We start from the raw sequence: 15,857 nt of genomic DNA, 5'->3' as shown, positions 1-15,857 counted from the left end.
CGGGCATGTGCAGTCGGTCGGAAGGGATCGCCCCGCTACAAGCTCTTCCCATGAAGCCGACCAGCAGCAACGCTGACCGGCCGCCTCCTTGAGATCGAATTTCAGGTGTTGCCGTCAAACAGGCTGGTCACAGAACCATCATCGAAGACCTCGCGGATGGCGCGCGCAATAAGTGGTGCGATCGAGAGAACCGTCAGCTGCGGGAAGCGCTTCTCCGGGCCGATCGGCAGTGTGTTGGTCACGACCACTTCCCGTGCACCAGACTCGGCCAGACGCCGCGCCGCCGGATCCGAGAAGACTGCGTGCGTCGCCGCAATGATGACGTCTTTCGCTCCGGCATTCTTCAGTACCGCAACGGCGCCGGAGATAGTTCCGCCGGTGTCGATCATGTCGTCGATGAGCACACAAGTACGGCCCTCGATCTGACCGACGACTGTTTTGGAGATGGCCTGGTTGGGGACGGTGAGGTCACGGCTCTTATGCACAAAGGCCAGAGGTGCTCCTCCCAGCCGTTCAGCCCACTGCTCGGCTACTCGCACTCGTCCGGTATCCGGAGACACGACGGTGATGTTGTCGGCATCAACACGCCCTCTGATGTAGTCAGCCAGGAGCGGAATAGCCATCAGGTGGTCAACCGGACCGTCGAAGAAGCCCTGAATCTGCGCGGTGTGCAGGTCCACCGACATCAACCGGTCTGCGCCGGCTGTGCGGTACAGGTCCGCGACCAGGCGGGCGGAGATGGGCTCACGCCCACGGCCCTTCTTGTCCTGGCGCGCATAGGGGTAGAACGGGGAAACGACGGTGATGCGCTTGGCAGACGCGCGTTTGAGCGAGTCCACCATGATCAACTGCTCCATGAGCCAGTTATTCAACGGCGCAGGATGGGCCTGAATGACGAAAACGTCCGTGCCACGAACGCTTTCTCCGGAGCGCACATAGATCTCGCCGTTCGCGAAGTCATAGGCCGAGATAGGCAGGAGTTCCGTATCCAGAACACGTGCAATCTCTTCAGCCAGTTCCGGATGGGCCCTGCCCGAGGCGAGAACCAGCTTTTTTTCCCCGCGTGCCGTGATCTCGCTCATGAAGGATCGCTTTCGTCTGTTGATGCAGTGGCTGATGCTGAAGCTTTGGCGGCAGCAGTGCCCGCACGGTTCTGCTCGACCCAACCATCCAGATTCCGCTGGGTCGCAGCGACGATGGCCAGGGCGCCGGCGGGGACATCCTTGCGCACGACGGCGCCCGCCCCTGTGTAGGAGCCGTCACCAATGGACACCGGGGCAACAAATACGGTGTTGGAGCCGGTCCGAACTTCGCTGCCGATGACTGTTCGGTGCTTGTTCACGCCGTCATAGTTCGCAGTGATGTTTCCGCAGCCGATGTTGGTATTCTCGCCGATCTCCGCATCGCCGGCATAGCCGAGGTGGGAGAGCTTGGAACCGCGGCCGATAGTCACATTCTTTGTCTCGTAGAAGGCGCCGATCTTGCCTGTCTCCCCCAGCACCGTGCCCGGACGCAGATAGGTAAACGGGCCCACCGATGCGCCGGCGCCAATACGCGCACCGCTGCCGTGCGTGCGGATCACTGTGGCGCCCTCCTCGATGACGACGTCGGTAAGACTGCAGTCAGGGCCCACAACGGCGTCCCGCGCGACCTGCGTTGAGCCGTGGAGGTGGGTTCCCGGGAGGATGGTGACGTCCTCGTCAAGCTGGACGTCGACGTCGATCCAGGTGTTGTTGGTATCGACAATCGTCACGCCTGCACGCATCCACCGTTCGAGCGTACGCCGGTTGAGTTCGGCTCCAAGCGCTGCAAGCTGTACACGGTCGTTTGCGCCCTCGACCTGCCAGCGGTCGGATGAAACGACCGCCGCTACACGGCCGCCAGCTTTCCGCGCGATTGATGGCACGTCGGTCAGGTACATCTCGCCCTGCGCGTTATCCGAATCCACGCTTGTGAGGCTTTCGCGGAGTACAGCGGCGTCGAAAGCGTAGATGCCTGAGTTGATCTCGGTGATCATGCGCTGGTCATCCGTGGCGTCTTTGTGTTCCACGATGCCGGTCACAGTGCCGTCTTCGGCGCGGACAATACGTCCGTATCCGCTGGCGTCATCGAGGACCGCCGTAAGGATCGTTACAGCGTTGGCGTCCCGTTGGTGCGTGCGTACCAAGTCCTGCAGCGTTGCGCTGTCAAGCAGGGGCACGTCCCCGTAGGTCACGACGACGGTTCCCTCAACTGCGGAGCGCGCGTCCAGCGCGTCGAGTGCGACCTGGACGGCGCGCCCGGTGCCAGGGACATCGTCCTGATCCACGATGAGCGCTCCGGCATCCCGCTCTGCGATATGTGCGGCAACGCGGCCTCGCTCATGCCGGACGACTACGGCGAGCTCCCTTGGAGTAAGCCCACGGGCCGCGGCGAGAGCGTGACCAACCATCGAGGTGCCACCGATGCGGTGAAGAATTTTAGGGGTGCGGGACTTCATGCGCGTGCCGGCTCCCGCGGCCAGAACTATCACTGCTGCAGGCGATGATTCCGCCTGATTGGACTGGTTCTCGTGGCTCACGAAGGGGGCCGCTCCTTGCCTGTCTCTGACGCCTGCTGGCATGCCGTTCCGCCCATAGGATTCGAACCTATACTCCACAGCTCCAAAGGCTGGGGTGCTGCCGTTACACCAGGGCGGACCGCGTGCGAGAAGCTTAAGCTATCCGGTCACGCGACTACCTAGTTTGCCATGCCCGACCGTCTTCCTGCGACTTGGCGTGCCCATAACCAAGCAGTTGCATCAGTCCGCGTGAAGGCGCTCTGCAATGACGTCAGATATGCAGCGACGTCCGGCTGCAAGCACTATCTGCCGGATTCAACCTCTTGCTTCTCCGAGTCACCACTACTACTGATGGGCGGCTCGGAATCGGAATCGCGTCTGGATCGAATCTGGTCAGCCAACCCCAACACAGAATCTTCAACTGCGGTACCGATCACCTTCGGAGCTGATGCGACGCCGCTGCCGATCCCCTGCGCGAGGTCCACGACGGAATTATGCCAGCCGCGTCGCTCGAATTTGTCTGAGATGTTGGGCATCCGCAAGGCTTCAGAGAACGCTATAAGAAGCCTCTGAATCTTCTCTATCGAATCATCGGTCCTGGCTGCTGCCAGCGGATGGACAACGCGGTCTAGGGTATTTTCGCGTCCGGCTTTCACAGCTGCCTCCGCAAGAGCCCGAACTGTGTCTTCCGTTGCTACTCGTCGTTCGTCACTTGCCCGCTGGGTCTGTGCGAAGTAGCTCGCCAGGTACTCCCCATCGTGCTCCTTGGCATGGGCAAGTTCCAAGGCATCCATCCGTGCCAGATTGGCTAGGCAGACGGCGGTGAGTACAAGCCAGTGCTGAAGTTCCCCGCCAGCTGCGAACGCCGCAGCGGATTGTTTTTTCTTCAGCGATCTCGTTGAGAGACCAATAGTCAGCGATTCAATGTGCTCGAGAGCCACCGCGTGGGACTGCGACAACTGCGTCGCGTGAGTTGTCACCTGGTCCCAGAACGTTGCAGTGATCTTTCCGGTCTCCTCAAACATGCCATAGCTCTTGGAGAGTACTTGCGTAACTCCGCGCACGTTACCCAGTTCCCGCGTGCGGGCGTCCTGGAGCAGCTGGTCGAGCTTGATATCCAGGGCCGTGATCAGGTCTTCAAGGTTCTTAAGGGCCATCCGCAGAGCCATAGCAGCCGCAAGAGCCTGTGCATTCGCCGCAGAAGTGGGGTTCAGCCCCTTCGCCTCTACCAGGTCGGCTACCATCGCGAACCGGCCCCCCTCTCCGCGGAACCTCGCGCTGAAGACCCCGTCATTGGCAGGGTTGAAGCGACTCAGCTCGTGGTACTTCGCCAATGAGTCCGGCGTCATCTGGAACCAGTTCCCCTCGGCGGCGACGCCGATCGATCCTAACCCAGCCACCGCTGCCACTGAATCTGCAATCGCCTGTCCCACACGGAAAGACGAAGCAGGATCGACGGCAATCCGGTCAAACAGGGCAGCCAGCGCATGCGGATCACCCACCGCGATGGCTGATTCTCCATTAACATGCACGGCGATTTCCCCGGTGACATCTGGCTCCATAGGCACATTGTCACACAGTGCTAATGTCACTGAAAAAGCCACCAATATTCGGGGAGAGCACCATGGCCGGAACAGGAGACAGGGCAGCAGCTTTTCTTCGGGACGGCGGCGCCAAGGCCAAAGCCGCTGGAGTGAAACTTCAGTCCATAGCCGCCGATCCCGAAGTGCAAGCCAAAGCCAAGAAACTCGTAGCGGGCGGGAAGAAAGTGTATGAGGTGGTGAACAGTCCGGAGGCGCAACGGGCGTACCGTCAGGCCGTAAAAGCGGTCCGGGCTGTACGGAGAAGGTAACGGCAAGTCGCAGTGCCAATTCGGTGTCGGCAACCGGTTTCAGTGGACATTTACTCGACCGGTATCGCGTTCACCGAAGTGCCCTCAAACTCGTGGACCGAAACGCCGTTGAAATTCGACGGGATCTCCTCGCCGGTGAACACCAGGTTCTCGTCACTTAGCGGCGGGACGTCCTCGTCTGTGGGATTGGAGAAGATGAACTCCTGGCCGTCGGTGCCCTGAATGGTAACGCTGGTCAGGCTGACGGGATCCGTGCCGAACGAGTTGTCAACCGAGACTGCGATGCTCGTGACACCGTCCGTGGACGGTATCGAGACGACGCCCTCGGCTCCGGATCGGGTGACAAACGCATAGTTGCCCGGACCCATTGCTTCACCGGTAGATGCGGGCGCTTGGTCCGATGTTGGAGCTGAAGCCTGGTCCGGCGTATCCGTGCAGCCGGTAGCAACGAACAGAAGCACAAGCGGAATCAGAAGTCGCTTCATGGGTCTCCCCAAGGTGACGTCGGCTGACCCGATTCTATCGGCTATTCAGGCGCGTTCCTCTGAAGCGCTGGAATGTTAGCCAGGCGCTCGTCCAGCATGCGGGCACCGGTGAGGACCCCTGACAAGCCACGCTGGCCGGTCAACGGAACCGCCACGAATGCAGCGACCAACAGGATCCATCCAAGTACGCCGGCGGCGTCCGTCCAGGGCGCAGCGCCCGGCAAGTGGGAACAGAACAACAACAGCGCATAGGTTCCTCCCACTGATGCGGCCCGCACTGTTCTGCGACCCCATGAGGCCTTGCCCTTCCAGATCGGGATGAGCCGCAGCGCGTGTTGACCGATTGACGCCCCGGTTCCTCGCCAGGCCGGAAGGAAAAACACGGCAAGGGCCGGCACCAGCGTGAGCAGGATCGCTTCGACGAGAGTGGGCTCGTCCGGTAGCACCGGCCCTTGCGGCAGCAACAGCCGATACATGACCACCAGCGCGAAACCCACCAGGTGAAAGGCCGCCACGTCCACCGCCATGCCCACCCAGCGCCGCAGGTTGGTCACCGGTCTTGGCAACTGCTGACTGGCGCGGAACGTTTGCGGGCGGGGCATCCACCACAGCACCACCGGAGCCACCAAGGCACCGAGCAGCGCTCCGGAAGTATTCAGGATCAGGTCATCGACATCACCCAGCCGGTAGGGGCACTCGTAGAAGCCCCACAGCCCGGTAGCCTGCGTCGCCTCGATCACGAGGGACGCAGCAAGCCCGGTCAGCGTGGCCACCAGGACGGACCGCCCAGCGAAGCCGCGCAGGATGACTCCCCACGGCACAAACAACAGCACGTTGAGAAACACCTGCAGAACGGTACGGCTGGTGAGCAGGCCAAGTGTGCCGGATGCCGACGCCACCTCAGCGATGTCCGATACGAACGAGAACGGCTGCCACTGCGGACTCAGAGTCGGCGCCGGGCACCTGCTCCCGCGGCTGTCGGGCAGCGGTAGCTGCGTGTACGCCACCACGGCAGCTCCATACACACTGACCGCCGCCACTCCGAGCACACGGCGCGCTGTAAACCGTCCATAACGCCGGTACTGATAGGCAAGCACCGGGACCAGAATGACGAGGAAAACGGCCGTGCCGAAGAGAACACCGACGATGGCGGGCCACGTCCACGCGCCCATGACTCCTCCGTTCGGTAGCTAGTCCGTCGGCACTACTCCCCCAGCGCTACTCCCCCAACACTTCGGCAGCCGCCAGCCACTGCTCCTCGAGTGACTCCTGTTCGGCCTGCAGCTCCCGCAGCTTCGCGTCCAAACCGGAGACTTTCTCGAAGTCGACCGTGGCCTTGCTGCCGGCGTCACTCATCTGCTGGTTGATCTTCTCGATCTGCGAGCTTGTCTTCGTCATCTGCCGCTCGATACGGGTGAGGTCCTTCTTCGCCTGGCGGGTCTCTTCCGGTGAGGGACCGGCGGAACCGTCGGCCGCCGTCGTCGTGCCGTTGCCGCTGTCCGATCCCATCGGGGTTCCGGCGAGCTTGTCGCCGGATCCGGCAGCTCGGCGGCGCAGCTGCAGGTACTGGTCCACGCCGCCGGGTAGATCACGGATCTTCCCGTCGCCGAGCAGCGCCAACTGGGTATCGGTGACGCGTTCGAGCAGATACCGGTCGTGCGAGACCACAATCAACGTGCCCGGCCAACCGTCCAGCACGTCTTCCACCGCGGCGAGAGTGTCGGTGTCCAGGTCATTGGTGGGCTCATCGAGCATCAGAACATTCGGCTCCCCCACCAGCAGACGCAGCAGCTGCAGACGCCGCCGCTCCCCACCGGAGAGGTCACCGACCGGCGTCCATTGCCGCTCGTTGGTAAAGCCAAGCTGCTCGACGAGCTGGCTCGCCGACACTTCCTTCCCGCCGACCGACACCACCCGCTTCTCCTGCTCAATCACCTCGGTGACGCGGAGGTGATTGACGTCGTCGAGCTCGCGCACGTCCTGTGACAGGATCGCCGTCTGCACCGTCTTGCCGCGCTTCAACCGGCCGGACGTGGGCGACATCTCCCCATTGAGCAGCCGCAGCAGCGTGGTCTTGCCGGCACCGTTGACGCCGACAATGCCAAGCCGCTGCCCCGGCGCCAGCCGCAGGGTGACACCCTTGAACAGGGACTTGCCTCCGAGCTCCAGCGAGACGTTCTCGAGGTCCAGCACGTCCTTGCCCAGCCGGGCGGTGGCGAGCTTGCTGAGGGCGAGCGAGTCACGCGGCTCCGGGACGTCCGCGATGAGCGCGTTGGCCGCCTCGATGCGGAACTTCGGCTTGGCGGTACGGGCGGGCGCACCGCGGCGCAGCCAGGCCAGTTCCTTCTTCACCAGCTGCTGACGCTTGCCCTCGATCACGTTGGCCATGCGGTCGCGCTCGGCACGTGCGAGGACGTAGGCGGCGTAACCGCCGTCGAATCCGTCCACGATGCCATTGTGGACCTCCCACGTTCGGGTCGAGATTTCATCGAGGAACCAGCGGTCGTGGGTGACCACCAGGAGCCCGCCCTCGGTGGGACGCCACCGCTGCTTGAGGTGCTCCGCGAGCCAGGCCACGCCCTCCACATCAAGGTGGTTGGTGGGCTCGTCGAGCATGATGACGTCGTCGTCCCCTATTAACAGCTTCGCCAGCGCCACGCGGCGCTTCTGCCCGCCGGAGAGGGAGTCCACGCGGGCGTGCCAGTCCACCTCGGCCACGAGGCCGCCCATGACGTCGCGGATCTTCGGGTTGGACGCCCACTCGTGGTCCGCCTGGTCGCCGACGATAGCGGCGCCGACGTCGAGGTGACCCTCGAGCACGTCGTTCTGGTTGAGGTAGCCCACGGTGACGTCGCGGCGCTTGGTGACGCGGCCGTCGTCGGGCGTGGTGCGCTGGGCGAGCAGGCGCATCAGGGTGGACTTGCCGTCACCGTTGCGGCCGACCATGCCGATGCGGTCACCCTCCTCCAGTCCGAGGGTGACGCCGTCCAAAATGGTGCGGGTGGCAAAGGTGACGCTGATGTTCTCAGCACCGAGCAGGTGGGCCAACGTAGATACTGCTTTCGTTATGGGGATCAGTGTCCAACTTAGAACACTCTGGGGGCACACGGGAAAACGCCGCTGGAGTCCGCAGCTAAGAGATCAGGCCTGCCAAGGACCGGAGCTCCCGACCTGCTGTTCCCCCTGTTCATGCTGTACGGTGAAGAAGGAGTTCCAGCTATACGTCCTTTGACGGATTTTGAGTACACAGGATCCGTTGCCGCCCGCACCGCATTCCCGCGGTGCCTGGCTGTGGTTATTCATCACCACCCGGAAGCCACACAGCCGCTTCCCTCCCTGGAGCAGTCCTCCAGAACTTATCCTTCATCCCCGCCGGCACCCGGTCGGAGCGCCTGATCCGCACTTTTAGCGGATCCCCCCTCCTCCCTGCTGCCAGTTCCCGTGACCGCTTCTGGGTCACGTAAGGAGAACCAGCCATGAATTTCAACAGCAAAATCACGTCCAGCCAGCCCTTTCCCGCAAGCCTGCGCGCACTCCCCGACCGCGCCCTGCACGTGCTCAACAGCAAAGTGCACCGCGCGCAGGATGCGGAGTACCTGCTCGGAACCCCTGAGATGGAGACCGAATTCCGGAAAGAAGAACTCCGCGACGAGATTTCACGACGGGAAGCGCTGAGCGCTGCCGCCCCGTACCCGGCGTTGCGGATCGCGACCTAAGAACGCGGTCCGACCCGTCCCTTACAGGGCTTCCCGGAGCGGGCTAGGCGATGTAGTCGCTGACAATCCTCGCACCGTGGGCGGGACCGTGCACCAGTTCGGTGCTGAGGCCGGCGGTGGCCAGGAGCGCGTCCACGGTGGCGGCGTGGTCTTCCGACTCAGCGAGGAACGCGACCGTTGGTCCTGATCCGGAGACGATGCCGGCGAGCGCACCCGCTTCCCTGCCGGCGGCAAGGACGTCCTTCAACTCGGGTGCGAGTTCCAGGGCTGCGGCCTGCAGGTCATTGTGGAGCAGGTCAGCGAGGGTGTGCGCGTCACCGGAGCGCATTGCACTGAGAATCTGCGGATCGATCTCGGGGATCTCCGGCGGCTCCTCACCGCTGGCGATGCGGAGGTCATCGAGCGTCCGGTACACCTCCGGCGTGGATAGCCCGAATGATGATGGCACCAGGACCCAGTGCAGCGGCGTCTTGGAGATCGCCGGCGTGAGCTGCTCCCCCACCCCGACGCCGACGGCGGTGCCGCCGATAAGCGCGAACGGTACGTCCGCGCCGAGGTCGATGGCGATCTTCGCGAGTTCATCCCGGGAGAAGCCGCTGTTCCACAGGGCGTCGCAAGCGAGGAGTGCTGCTGCGGCGTCTGCTGAGCCTCCGCCCATGCCGCCGGCGATCGGGACGCGCTTGGTGATGTTCAGGTGGACCCCGGTGGACTTCTCGCTCAGCTCGGCCAGCAGTGCAGCCGCGCGGGCGGCGAGGTTGCTGGCGTCGAGGGGGATTTCCTCCATCGGGAGGTTGAGGCTGCCCTGGCCGTCCACCGTGACGGTGATGGCGCCGTTGTCCGTGGCTGTAGCGGTGATCTCCTCATACAGGGAGACGGCGAGGTAGACGCTGGCGACGCTGTGGTAGCCGTCCTCGCGGGGAGGACCCACCCGGAGGGAGACGTTGATTTTGCCCGGCGCCTTCACCCGTACGGCGCGGGGGCTCGTTGTGCGCATCCCTGCCGTTCTCCCAGCCACCATGGTGTCCAACTTAGATCACCTCAGCGCTGAGGAGAAACCGCCGGGTGCTGTGACTTGCGGGTTTCAGGGGCGCTGGTTGTCAACCGTTACTTCGACGGGAATGGGCTGCAGGCGCTGTGCGCTGGCCCGGCGATCAAGGATGACCTTGGCCGCTACCGCGAGGAACAGGACGGGGGCGGTGAGAATAGCCATGCCAATTAATAGGTCGATGAGTTCCAAACCGATTGCACCAAGCTTTCGTTTTTCTACGGACGCCTCATCCATGAATAACGTATGTGTTTATAAGCCGGTTCCCAAATTGGGGGACGGTGAGTCGCTTTTGGAGGTGCGGGCCCGAGGTGCTCGGGGCGTGCCCGTGGAGATCAGGTGCAGCTGACCAGCAGGTCCTGCAGTCCGCGGGCGTCGGCCGGATGGCCGAGGAAGTAGCCCTGTGCGCGTTCGCATCCCAGTGCCTGCAGGACGGCGAGTTGTTGGGTGTTCTCCACACCTTCGGCGACCACCCGGAGTCCGAGGCCGCGGGCCAGCCCTACGATGCCTGCAACGAAGGCATCAGAGCCGTCCGGTCCCAGCGTGCTGATGAAGGACTTGTCGATCTTGATCTCGCTCACGGGGAGCCGATGGAGTTGGGTCATCGATGAATATCCGGTGCCGAAGTCATCGATCGAGATACCGACTCCCAGTTCCTTCAGATTCCAGAGGCTGCTGACATCCGCGTTCTCGGAGATCACCTGGGTTTCGGTGATTTCGAGGATGAGGGCTGTGGCCGGGAATCCTGACTCATGCAGGGTCTGCGTGACCAGATTGGCGAAGCATGCGGTGTTGAGCTGCGCTGCGGAAATGTTGACTGCCACGTCGATCGGATGGCCGAGACTGTGCCAGGCCGCTCCCGCACGGCAGGCTTCGGCAAGGACAAAAGCGCCGATCTCACCCATCAGATTGCTCTCCTCGGCGAGCGGGATGAACTCAGCGGGCGAGATCATGCCCAGCTCCGGGTGTCGCCAGCGCAGCAGGGCCTCAGCTGCCGCGACCTTGCGGGTCTCCAGATTCACCTGCGGCTGGAAAAGTACCTGCAACTCACCCCTGGCGGCTGCCCCGCGAAGATCTGTTTCGAGTTGGAGCCGGTACGGGGAGTGCATTCTGCCGGGGGCATGCCCACGGGTCCGGGCCTTCGTCCGGTACATAGCGAGGTCTGCGTATTCGATCAGCCTCCTGGCTGCTTCAGTGACGTCATCCGGTGTGCCGACGGTCAGGTCTTCGCTGAGCGCGGTGCCGATGGCCGCGTCGAGGAACAGCTTCTTTCCGTTCACCTCGAACGGTTCACCGAGGATGAGCCGAATCCTGGCGGCGATGCCCTCCACCTCGGCCTGCACTTCCGCTTCAGTGTCCGCGTGAAGGTTCTCGAGGAGCACGATGAACTCGTCTCCGCTGTAGCGCGACACCATGTCGCCCTCGCGTACCGCACTGGTGATGCGGGCCGCGACCTGTTGGAGGACGAAATCCCCGGCGCTGTGCCCGAGGCTGTCATTGATACGTTTGAACCGGTTGAGGTCGCAGAAGAGAAGACCGACCCGCCCTTCGGTCCACGCAGCCCTGACCAGTGCGGCTTCGATGCTGCTCTCCAGCTTTGCCCGGTTGGGCAGTCCGGTGAGCGGATCGTGGAGGGCCTGCCGCTGGGTCTCCTCCAGCAGGCGTGCATTGTCCAGCGCAACGCCGGCCAGTCCGGCGAGCCCCGCCAGCCGCTCTGTCATCACACCCTCGATGCTTGTTGGCGCGGGACTGTCAGCCCAGTGGGCCAGGATGATCCCCACCAGTTTTCCGTCGGTGGTGATGGGTGTGCCGGCGAAGGCCTGAACTTCGAATTCCTCGACAGTGCGCTGTGCCCACGCGGACCCGTTCCGGTCTGCCAGTTGCGGGAGATTGCTGGCGAGCAGTTCGGCCAGTTCCGGGCTCTCTGCTGCCGTGGTCATGTAGTTCGCGAGCTTGTCCGCCAGGGCGCCCGTCCAACCCACCATCGCGCCGATCCGCACCTCGCCGGCGTCGTCATCCCACAGGGCCACAGCAGAACGGTCCGCGCCGGATAAGGCGGGAACGGCGTCGGCCACTGTCTGGGCCACCGTTTCGACGGTGGACCGTTGGTTCAGGGCGCGCGCCACCTCCAGGAGCAGCTGGGCGGTTTCGCCCTGTTCCCGGGTCTCGATAAACATCCGCGCAATATCCAGGCCGACGGCGGCGTGGTGGGCATAGGCGCTCAGCGTGGCCTCGTCCTCTGGGAAGAACTCCTGGCCGGGATACGCAACGGCGGCCAGTACCCCGTAGGAGTGATCGGCGGAGCTGACCGGGGAGATGACGATGGGCAGACCAGTAAGGCTGGGATGTTTCAGGTTGAGCTCCGTACCGGAGCCCAGTGCCCCGGTCAGCAGGGTGCCTGTGCCGCGGGTACTGATGTGGCGACTGCCGTCCGGAAGGGTTACTGCCAGGAGATGGCCGGGTGCATGCACTGCGACGTTGGCCCTGCTGGCGATCCGTTCGAGCACCTCTGCCAGCGACTCTCCGCTGGTCAGGTCGGTTGCTGCACCCTGCAGCGCGTTCAACCGGCGTTCGGCTGATTCCAGCTCAACCGGTGCACTCTTCCTCCGGCGATCGACCCGGCGTCTGCGGAAGCGTCGGAACGGTTTCTCTTTCCACATCACCTCATAACGGCATTCCTCTGCGCCATCCAACTGGCACAGGTCGTGGGAAACCTGGGCCGGTGCCAGGCCGAAGAGTGCGGGGGCCTGGGCCAGCAGACTGAAGGTGTAGTCGCAGTCGACCTGATGGGGAGCGTGCGGAGGCAGCACCCACCACCTGAGCACGGCCTTTCCGTCCGTCACCTCGTCGGCGCGGATAACGGAGCCCGTGTCCAGGCGGGTTGAGAGCCGGGACGCGCTGCCCAGCAGCACCGAGGTGGAGCCGTGCGCTCGGGCAAGGGTCCGTAGCGGTGCGAGGCCACGGTCCTTGAGGGCGGCGGCGCCGAGCAGCAAACCGATGCGGGGGTTGGAGGTTTCAGCGGTGGCGGCGTCGAACAGCCGCACGGTAGTGGCATGGGGAATCCTCCCAGTCACGCCGCTCAGCTTTGCTTTCTGAGCCTGCAGGCCAGCCCGCCGCAAGACCCGCTCCGCTCCTGATGGCCCGAGTTGGTCCTCGACCACCTGCAGTAAGAGCCGTGTGGTCGCTGTAGAGGTTTCTCCTCCTGTAGCGGCGCCGTCCAGATCTTCCACAGCACTTCTTCCTGCCTATAACGGAACTCCCCGGGGCACAACGCAGTGCCCGCACAACCCTTGAACGGTACCAAGGAGCCGTGGCCGTTTCGCCCGCGTTAGGGAAATCCTGCGGCAAAGCCGCCAGGAACGGTGTTATTCCTGCGCTGGGATCGGGTGGTTGCGGAACGGCGTGGGCCAGGCGGGCGCCGTCGTCGTCTGCTTCTTCGGTAGGCCTCGGCTACGGTGCGACGACTTCGATGGTGGCCCAGCGTCGGGTCTCTTCAATCGACTGTCCGCTGGGCAGCCCGTCCGGAGTGGCCGTCAGCACGCCGTAGGTTCCGGGCGTGATGTCCGGTGACAGCGTGATGGTGAAGCTGTAGCTCCCGGAAGGGCCTGCGTAGGCGGACTGCTCGCCGATGATCGAGTAGTCCGTGCGTGAAGGCCCGAAAAAGACGGTGATTCGCTGGCCCGGCTGGTAGCCGCTGCCGGTGATGGTGAACGCCGTTCCCGCCTGGACGACGGTCTGCACAGAACCCCAGACGGGGCCCGGCGTCACCGTGTTGGGGGCACCTGCGAAGGGGTTGGGCTCACCGTGGGGTGGCGGGACGAATGGCGTGCCCGGGTTTGGCTCGCCGTGCGGCGGCGGAACAAAGGGATCCCCCGGAGCAGCGGGAAGCGGCTCGAGGGTCGGTGCAGGTTCCGCGGGAGCTTCTGTGGCTGGCGGAGTGCTTGGCTCATCGCTGGGCTCCGGAGACGGCTCGGCGCTCGGCTCCGGGGTCTCTGTGGGTTCCTCTGTGGCGGTCTCCTCCGGGGTGGGAGTTGCGGACGGCGATGGAGAGGCGGAAGCGGTGGTGGTGCGGGCTTCGGGTTCACCGGTTGCGTTTGTGCAGCCTACAAGGAGGAGCGTGGTGGTGACGGTGAGGGCGAGGACTGCTGGGAGCTTGGACAAGAGACCGTACTTTCGGAACGAAGTAAATAAGAGGTGGCGTGGAATCGCCGGGCAAGAAACCCTGCAGTGCTGCATCCCCACTGACGGACTTTACTGCCCGGGATGCCTGCCCAACAGCACGGAATCATTACGTGAGCAAACCGTTATGCGGGCTGCGGTGGTCTTCTCCCGGCGCTCATACGGGCGCACACTTGAATTGTGCTCTTCTCGGAGCGGTCAAGCAGCGCGCTGTCCCGGGGAGGGTCACTCGGACGGGCCAGAGGGTAAGTTCTCAACCCTTCCGATCAGCGGTCGAAATGAGTCGTTGGTTCAGCCGCCTGACCGGCGCTGGCGACAATCTGGATTGCCAGTTCGCGCAGCTTGATGTTGCGGTGGGAGGAGGCTTTCTTGAGAAACTCGAACGCCTCGGTCTGGCTGCAGCGGCTCTGGCACATGATGACTCCGATCGCGATGTCGATGGCCGTCCGCGATTCCATTGCTGTTCTCAGGTCCTCGGCTATCTCGCTGTGATGGGCAATCCGCACAGCCAGGCGCAGTGAACGGGCTGCTTCTGCGGCATAGGCGGCAGCTCTCTCTACGGTTTCATCCGTGAACTTGTGCGCCCTGTCCGCGTAGAGATTCAGCGCAGCCTTGGCGTCTCCCATGAGGTCAAAGGGAACAGCGAGAATGGACTGCATTCCGCGATCGGCGACAGCGCCGATGTAGTCCGCCCAGTGTTCTTCCTGATTGACGTCTGCAACGTGGACTGTGGTCTGGTTCCGTGCGGCGGAGAGGCACGGGCCGTCGTCGAACTTGTACTGAACTTCATCCATCTCTCGGGCGCGTTCACTACTGCTGGCTACGGTGGCAGCCTTGCGTTCCCGCAGCAGCGTGATGCCGCAGAGAATCTCTTCACGGTCACCGAGGGCACCGGCGGCATGCCGGCACAACTCGTTCAGGAAGGCCTCAACGTCTGCGGAATCGAGTACTGCGTCTTGCAGTCGGTGGTCGGTGCGTACATCGGAAAGCTCATTGCTGCTCACTGCAGCCTCCGGATCTGTCATGCCAGGCGGCACGGGAAGGTAGCTCAGACCCGCGGCGTAGACGGCGCGCCAAAGGAATGACCTAGCAACCATGACGGCGTAGCTAGTGGCGGCCACTTTTAACCGTAGGTACAGCCTACGTTTCGCCGTCCTCACGCGTCGAATTTTTCCGGACCGTCCCGCCGTCGTCATTCCGTGGCTTCTTCGGTCCCAAGGGCCTTCAGCTGCAGCCGGATCAGGCTCGGCGCTCCGGCTTCAAGGCTGTCCACGCTCAGCTGGATCTGGTGGCCTTCGTAGGTCGCGAGCGCAGAACAGACGCTGCTCAGGCCGATTGATTCGGGGCCTCTCTCGCAGGTTCCCTCGAGCTCGAACTCCCATCCGGAAGCCTCCGCCAAGCGTAGAACGTCTTCGGCTTCCAGCACCCGGTCAGCCTGCCACGTGCGGCTGAGGGTGGGGCAGGACTTGTTGTTGAAACAGATGAACCGTTCCCGCTCGACGTGCTGGGACACCACGGTCCAGCCATGAGGGATTTTCAACTGATCGGCCACGGCTCCCAGCTGCACGGCTACCGAATCGTGGTGCGTCTTGACGAAGAAAAAGGCGCCGGCCCAGACGAGCACCATGATGAGACACAGCCGAATGGCCAGTTTCCGCATGCTTTCCCCCGAGACCGATCGAAGTTTTGTCGAGCATATAGAGGGCGCGGGTGGTGCGGGAAGCGTCGTGACCTAAACGATAGGTTCGCGCTTTCGTCGGTCACCCGCCGTCGGGCGCTGGACGCGCAGGCTTCACGTTCAACACGAGCATGCTGTCCGCACCTTCAACACCAGGAACGCGCCTGCCCAGGCAAGGATCATGCCGATGCACAGCCACCCCGCTACTTTTCTCACGCCCCCCCCCCCCCCCCCCAAGGACGTCCCGGATGGTCTTCAACCTATCGGCGAAGCAACGAATCCCGCGTCCACCGCCGTCGTCGTTCTTGTGCCCAGCCATGGTCAGATGTACCGTCGATGGGTATGGTAAGCATACTGATGAAT

Annotated in this window: 14 protein-coding genes and 1 tRNA gene; 2 read left to right on the top strand and 13 right to left on the bottom strand. The window is 63.5% G+C overall.

Annotated features, from left to right (window positions below; genetic code table 11):
- Positions 1–101 precede the first annotated feature (101 nt).
- The 4 genes from AC1MBU_RS07415 to AC1MBU_RS07400 form a co-directional block, all read right to left on the bottom strand.
- Complete coding sequence (locus AC1MBU_RS07415; protein WP_346028778.1) at positions 102–1,082, bottom strand: ribose-phosphate diphosphokinase; 981 nt, start codon at positions 1,080–1,082, stop codon at positions 102–104.
- Positions 1,079–2,479, bottom strand: coding sequence for a bifunctional UDP-N-acetylglucosamine diphosphorylase/glucosamine-1-phosphate N-acetyltransferase GlmU (gene glmU, locus AC1MBU_RS07410; RefSeq protein WP_479789738.1), 1,401 nt, complete (start codon positions 2,477–2,479; stop codon positions 1,079–1,081). Before glmU ends, AC1MBU_RS07415 begins: the two co-directional genes overlap by 4 nt.
- A gap of 127 nt (positions 2,480–2,606) precedes the next feature.
- Positions 2,607–2,678 (bottom strand) — tRNA-Gln (locus tag AC1MBU_RS07405).
- A 163-nt stretch (positions 2,679–2,841) separates the two neighbouring features.
- Complete coding sequence (locus tag AC1MBU_RS07400; RefSeq protein ID WP_479789644.1) at positions 2,842–4,101, bottom strand: hypothetical protein; 1,260 nt, start codon at positions 4,099–4,101, stop codon at positions 2,842–2,844.
- 62 nt (positions 4,102–4,163) lie between these two features.
- Here AC1MBU_RS07400 and AC1MBU_RS07395 point away from each other — a divergent pair, with 62 nt between their 5' ends.
- Complete coding sequence (locus tag AC1MBU_RS07395) at positions 4,164–4,391, top strand: hypothetical protein (RefSeq protein WP_479789643.1); 228 nt, start codon at positions 4,164–4,166, stop codon at positions 4,389–4,391.
- Positions 4,392–4,441: 50 nt separating this feature from the next.
- Here AC1MBU_RS07395 and AC1MBU_RS07390 read toward each other — a convergent pair whose 3' ends face one another.
- The 3 genes from AC1MBU_RS07390 to AC1MBU_RS07380 are packed head-to-tail and all read right to left on the bottom strand — an operon-like array spanning position 4,442 to position 7,924.
- The gene (locus AC1MBU_RS07390) at positions 4,442–4,876 is read right to left on the bottom strand and encodes a hypothetical protein (protein ID WP_479789642.1); all 435 of its coding nucleotides are present in this window, start codon (positions 4,874–4,876) and stop codon (positions 4,442–4,444) included.
- A gap of 41 nt (positions 4,877–4,917) precedes the next feature.
- Positions 4,918–6,048: a VanZ family protein gene (locus AC1MBU_RS07385; protein ID WP_479789641.1), complete on the bottom strand. Its 1,131-nt coding sequence runs from the start codon at positions 6,046–6,048 to the stop codon at positions 4,918–4,920.
- Between the two features lie 46 nt (positions 6,049–6,094).
- Positions 6,095–7,924 carry an ABC-F family ATP-binding cassette domain-containing protein gene (locus tag AC1MBU_RS07380; protein ID WP_479789640.1) on the bottom strand — a complete coding sequence of 610 codons (1,830 nt, stop codon included), beginning with the start codon at positions 7,922–7,924 and terminating at the stop codon, positions 6,095–6,097.
- Between the two features lie 428 nt (positions 7,925–8,352).
- On the opposite strand from AC1MBU_RS07380, the gene AC1MBU_RS07375 reads away from it, so the two are divergent.
- Positions 8,353–8,592: a hypothetical protein gene (locus tag AC1MBU_RS07375; RefSeq protein WP_479789639.1), complete on the top strand. Its 240-nt coding sequence runs from the start codon at positions 8,353–8,355 to the stop codon at positions 8,590–8,592.
- A 43-nt stretch (positions 8,593–8,635) separates the two neighbouring features.
- Here AC1MBU_RS07375 and AC1MBU_RS07370 read toward each other — a convergent pair whose 3' ends face one another.
- The 6 genes from AC1MBU_RS07370 to AC1MBU_RS07345 form a co-directional block, all read right to left on the bottom strand.
- Positions 8,636–9,586 carry a 4-(cytidine 5'-diphospho)-2-C-methyl-D-erythritol kinase gene (locus AC1MBU_RS07370; RefSeq protein WP_479789638.1) on the bottom strand — a complete coding sequence of 317 codons (951 nt, stop codon included), beginning with the start codon at positions 9,584–9,586 and terminating at the stop codon, positions 8,636–8,638.
- An 87-nt stretch (positions 9,587–9,673) separates the two neighbouring features.
- Positions 9,674–9,802 (bottom strand): hypothetical protein, encoded by a 129-nt coding sequence (locus AC1MBU_RS07365; protein ID WP_479789637.1) that lies wholly within the window; start codon positions 9,800–9,802, stop codon positions 9,674–9,676.
- A gap of 170 nt (positions 9,803–9,972) precedes the next feature.
- Positions 9,973–12,867, bottom strand: a complete 2,895-nt coding sequence (locus AC1MBU_RS07360) for an EAL domain-containing protein (RefSeq protein ID WP_479789636.1) — start codon at positions 12,865–12,867, stop codon at positions 9,973–9,975.
- A 220-nt stretch (positions 12,868–13,087) separates the two neighbouring features.
- Positions 13,088–13,798: a hypothetical protein gene (locus tag AC1MBU_RS07355; RefSeq protein WP_479789635.1), complete on the bottom strand. Its 711-nt coding sequence runs from the start codon at positions 13,796–13,798 to the stop codon at positions 13,088–13,090.
- Between the two features lie 284 nt (positions 13,799–14,082).
- Positions 14,083–14,937 carry a GAF and ANTAR domain-containing protein gene (locus AC1MBU_RS07350; RefSeq protein WP_479789634.1) on the bottom strand — a complete coding sequence of 285 codons (855 nt, stop codon included), beginning with the start codon at positions 14,935–14,937 and terminating at the stop codon, positions 14,083–14,085.
- Between the two features lie 71 nt (positions 14,938–15,008).
- Complete coding sequence (locus AC1MBU_RS07345; RefSeq protein ID WP_277359070.1) at positions 15,009–15,476, bottom strand: hypothetical protein; 468 nt, start codon at positions 15,474–15,476, stop codon at positions 15,009–15,011.
- Between the last annotated feature and the right edge of the window lie 381 nt (positions 15,477–15,857).

The sequence above is a fragment of the Arthrobacter sp. PTI12 genome, assembly GCF_056679915.1.
The sequence above is the reverse complement of the archived record's forward strand: the minus strand, read 5'-3'. Positions and strand labels throughout refer to the sequence as shown.

What these genes read in the sequence shown, in the direction of transcription:
- AC1MBU_RS07415 (WP_346028778.1), bottom strand. Translation starts at nt 1,082, where the DNA reads ATGAGCGAGATCACGGCACGCGGGGAAAAAAAGCTGGTTCTCGCCTCG.
- glmU (WP_479789738.1), bottom strand. Translation starts at nt 2,479, where the DNA reads ATGAAGTCCCGCACCCCTAAAATTCTTCACCGCATCGGTGGCACCTCG.
- AC1MBU_RS07400 (WP_479789644.1), bottom strand. Translation starts at nt 4,101, where the DNA reads ATGGAGCCAGATGTCACCGGGGAAATCGCCGTGCATGTTAATGGAGAA.
- AC1MBU_RS07395 (WP_479789643.1), top strand. Translation starts at nt 4,164, where the DNA reads ATGGCCGGAACAGGAGACAGGGCAGCAGCTTTTCTTCGGGACGGCGGC.
- AC1MBU_RS07390 (WP_479789642.1), bottom strand. Translation starts at nt 4,876, where the DNA reads ATGAAGCGACTTCTGATTCCGCTTGTGCTTCTGTTCGTTGCTACCGGC.
- AC1MBU_RS07385 (WP_479789641.1), bottom strand. Translation starts at nt 6,048, where the DNA reads ATGGGCGCGTGGACGTGGCCCGCCATCGTCGGTGTTCTCTTCGGCACG.
- AC1MBU_RS07375 (WP_479789639.1), top strand. Translation starts at nt 8,353, where the DNA reads ATGAATTTCAACAGCAAAATCACGTCCAGCCAGCCCTTTCCCGCAAGC.
- AC1MBU_RS07370 (WP_479789638.1), bottom strand. Translation starts at nt 9,586, where the DNA reads ATGCGCACAACGAGCCCCCGCGCCGTACGGGTGAAGGCGCCGGGCAAA.
- AC1MBU_RS07365 (WP_479789637.1), bottom strand. Translation starts at nt 9,802, where the DNA reads ATGGCTATTCTCACCGCCCCCGTCCTGTTCCTCGCGGTAGCGGCCAAG.
- AC1MBU_RS07345 (WP_277359070.1), bottom strand. Translation starts at nt 15,476, where the DNA reads ATGCGGAAACTGGCCATTCGGCTGTGTCTCATCATGGTGCTCGTCTGG.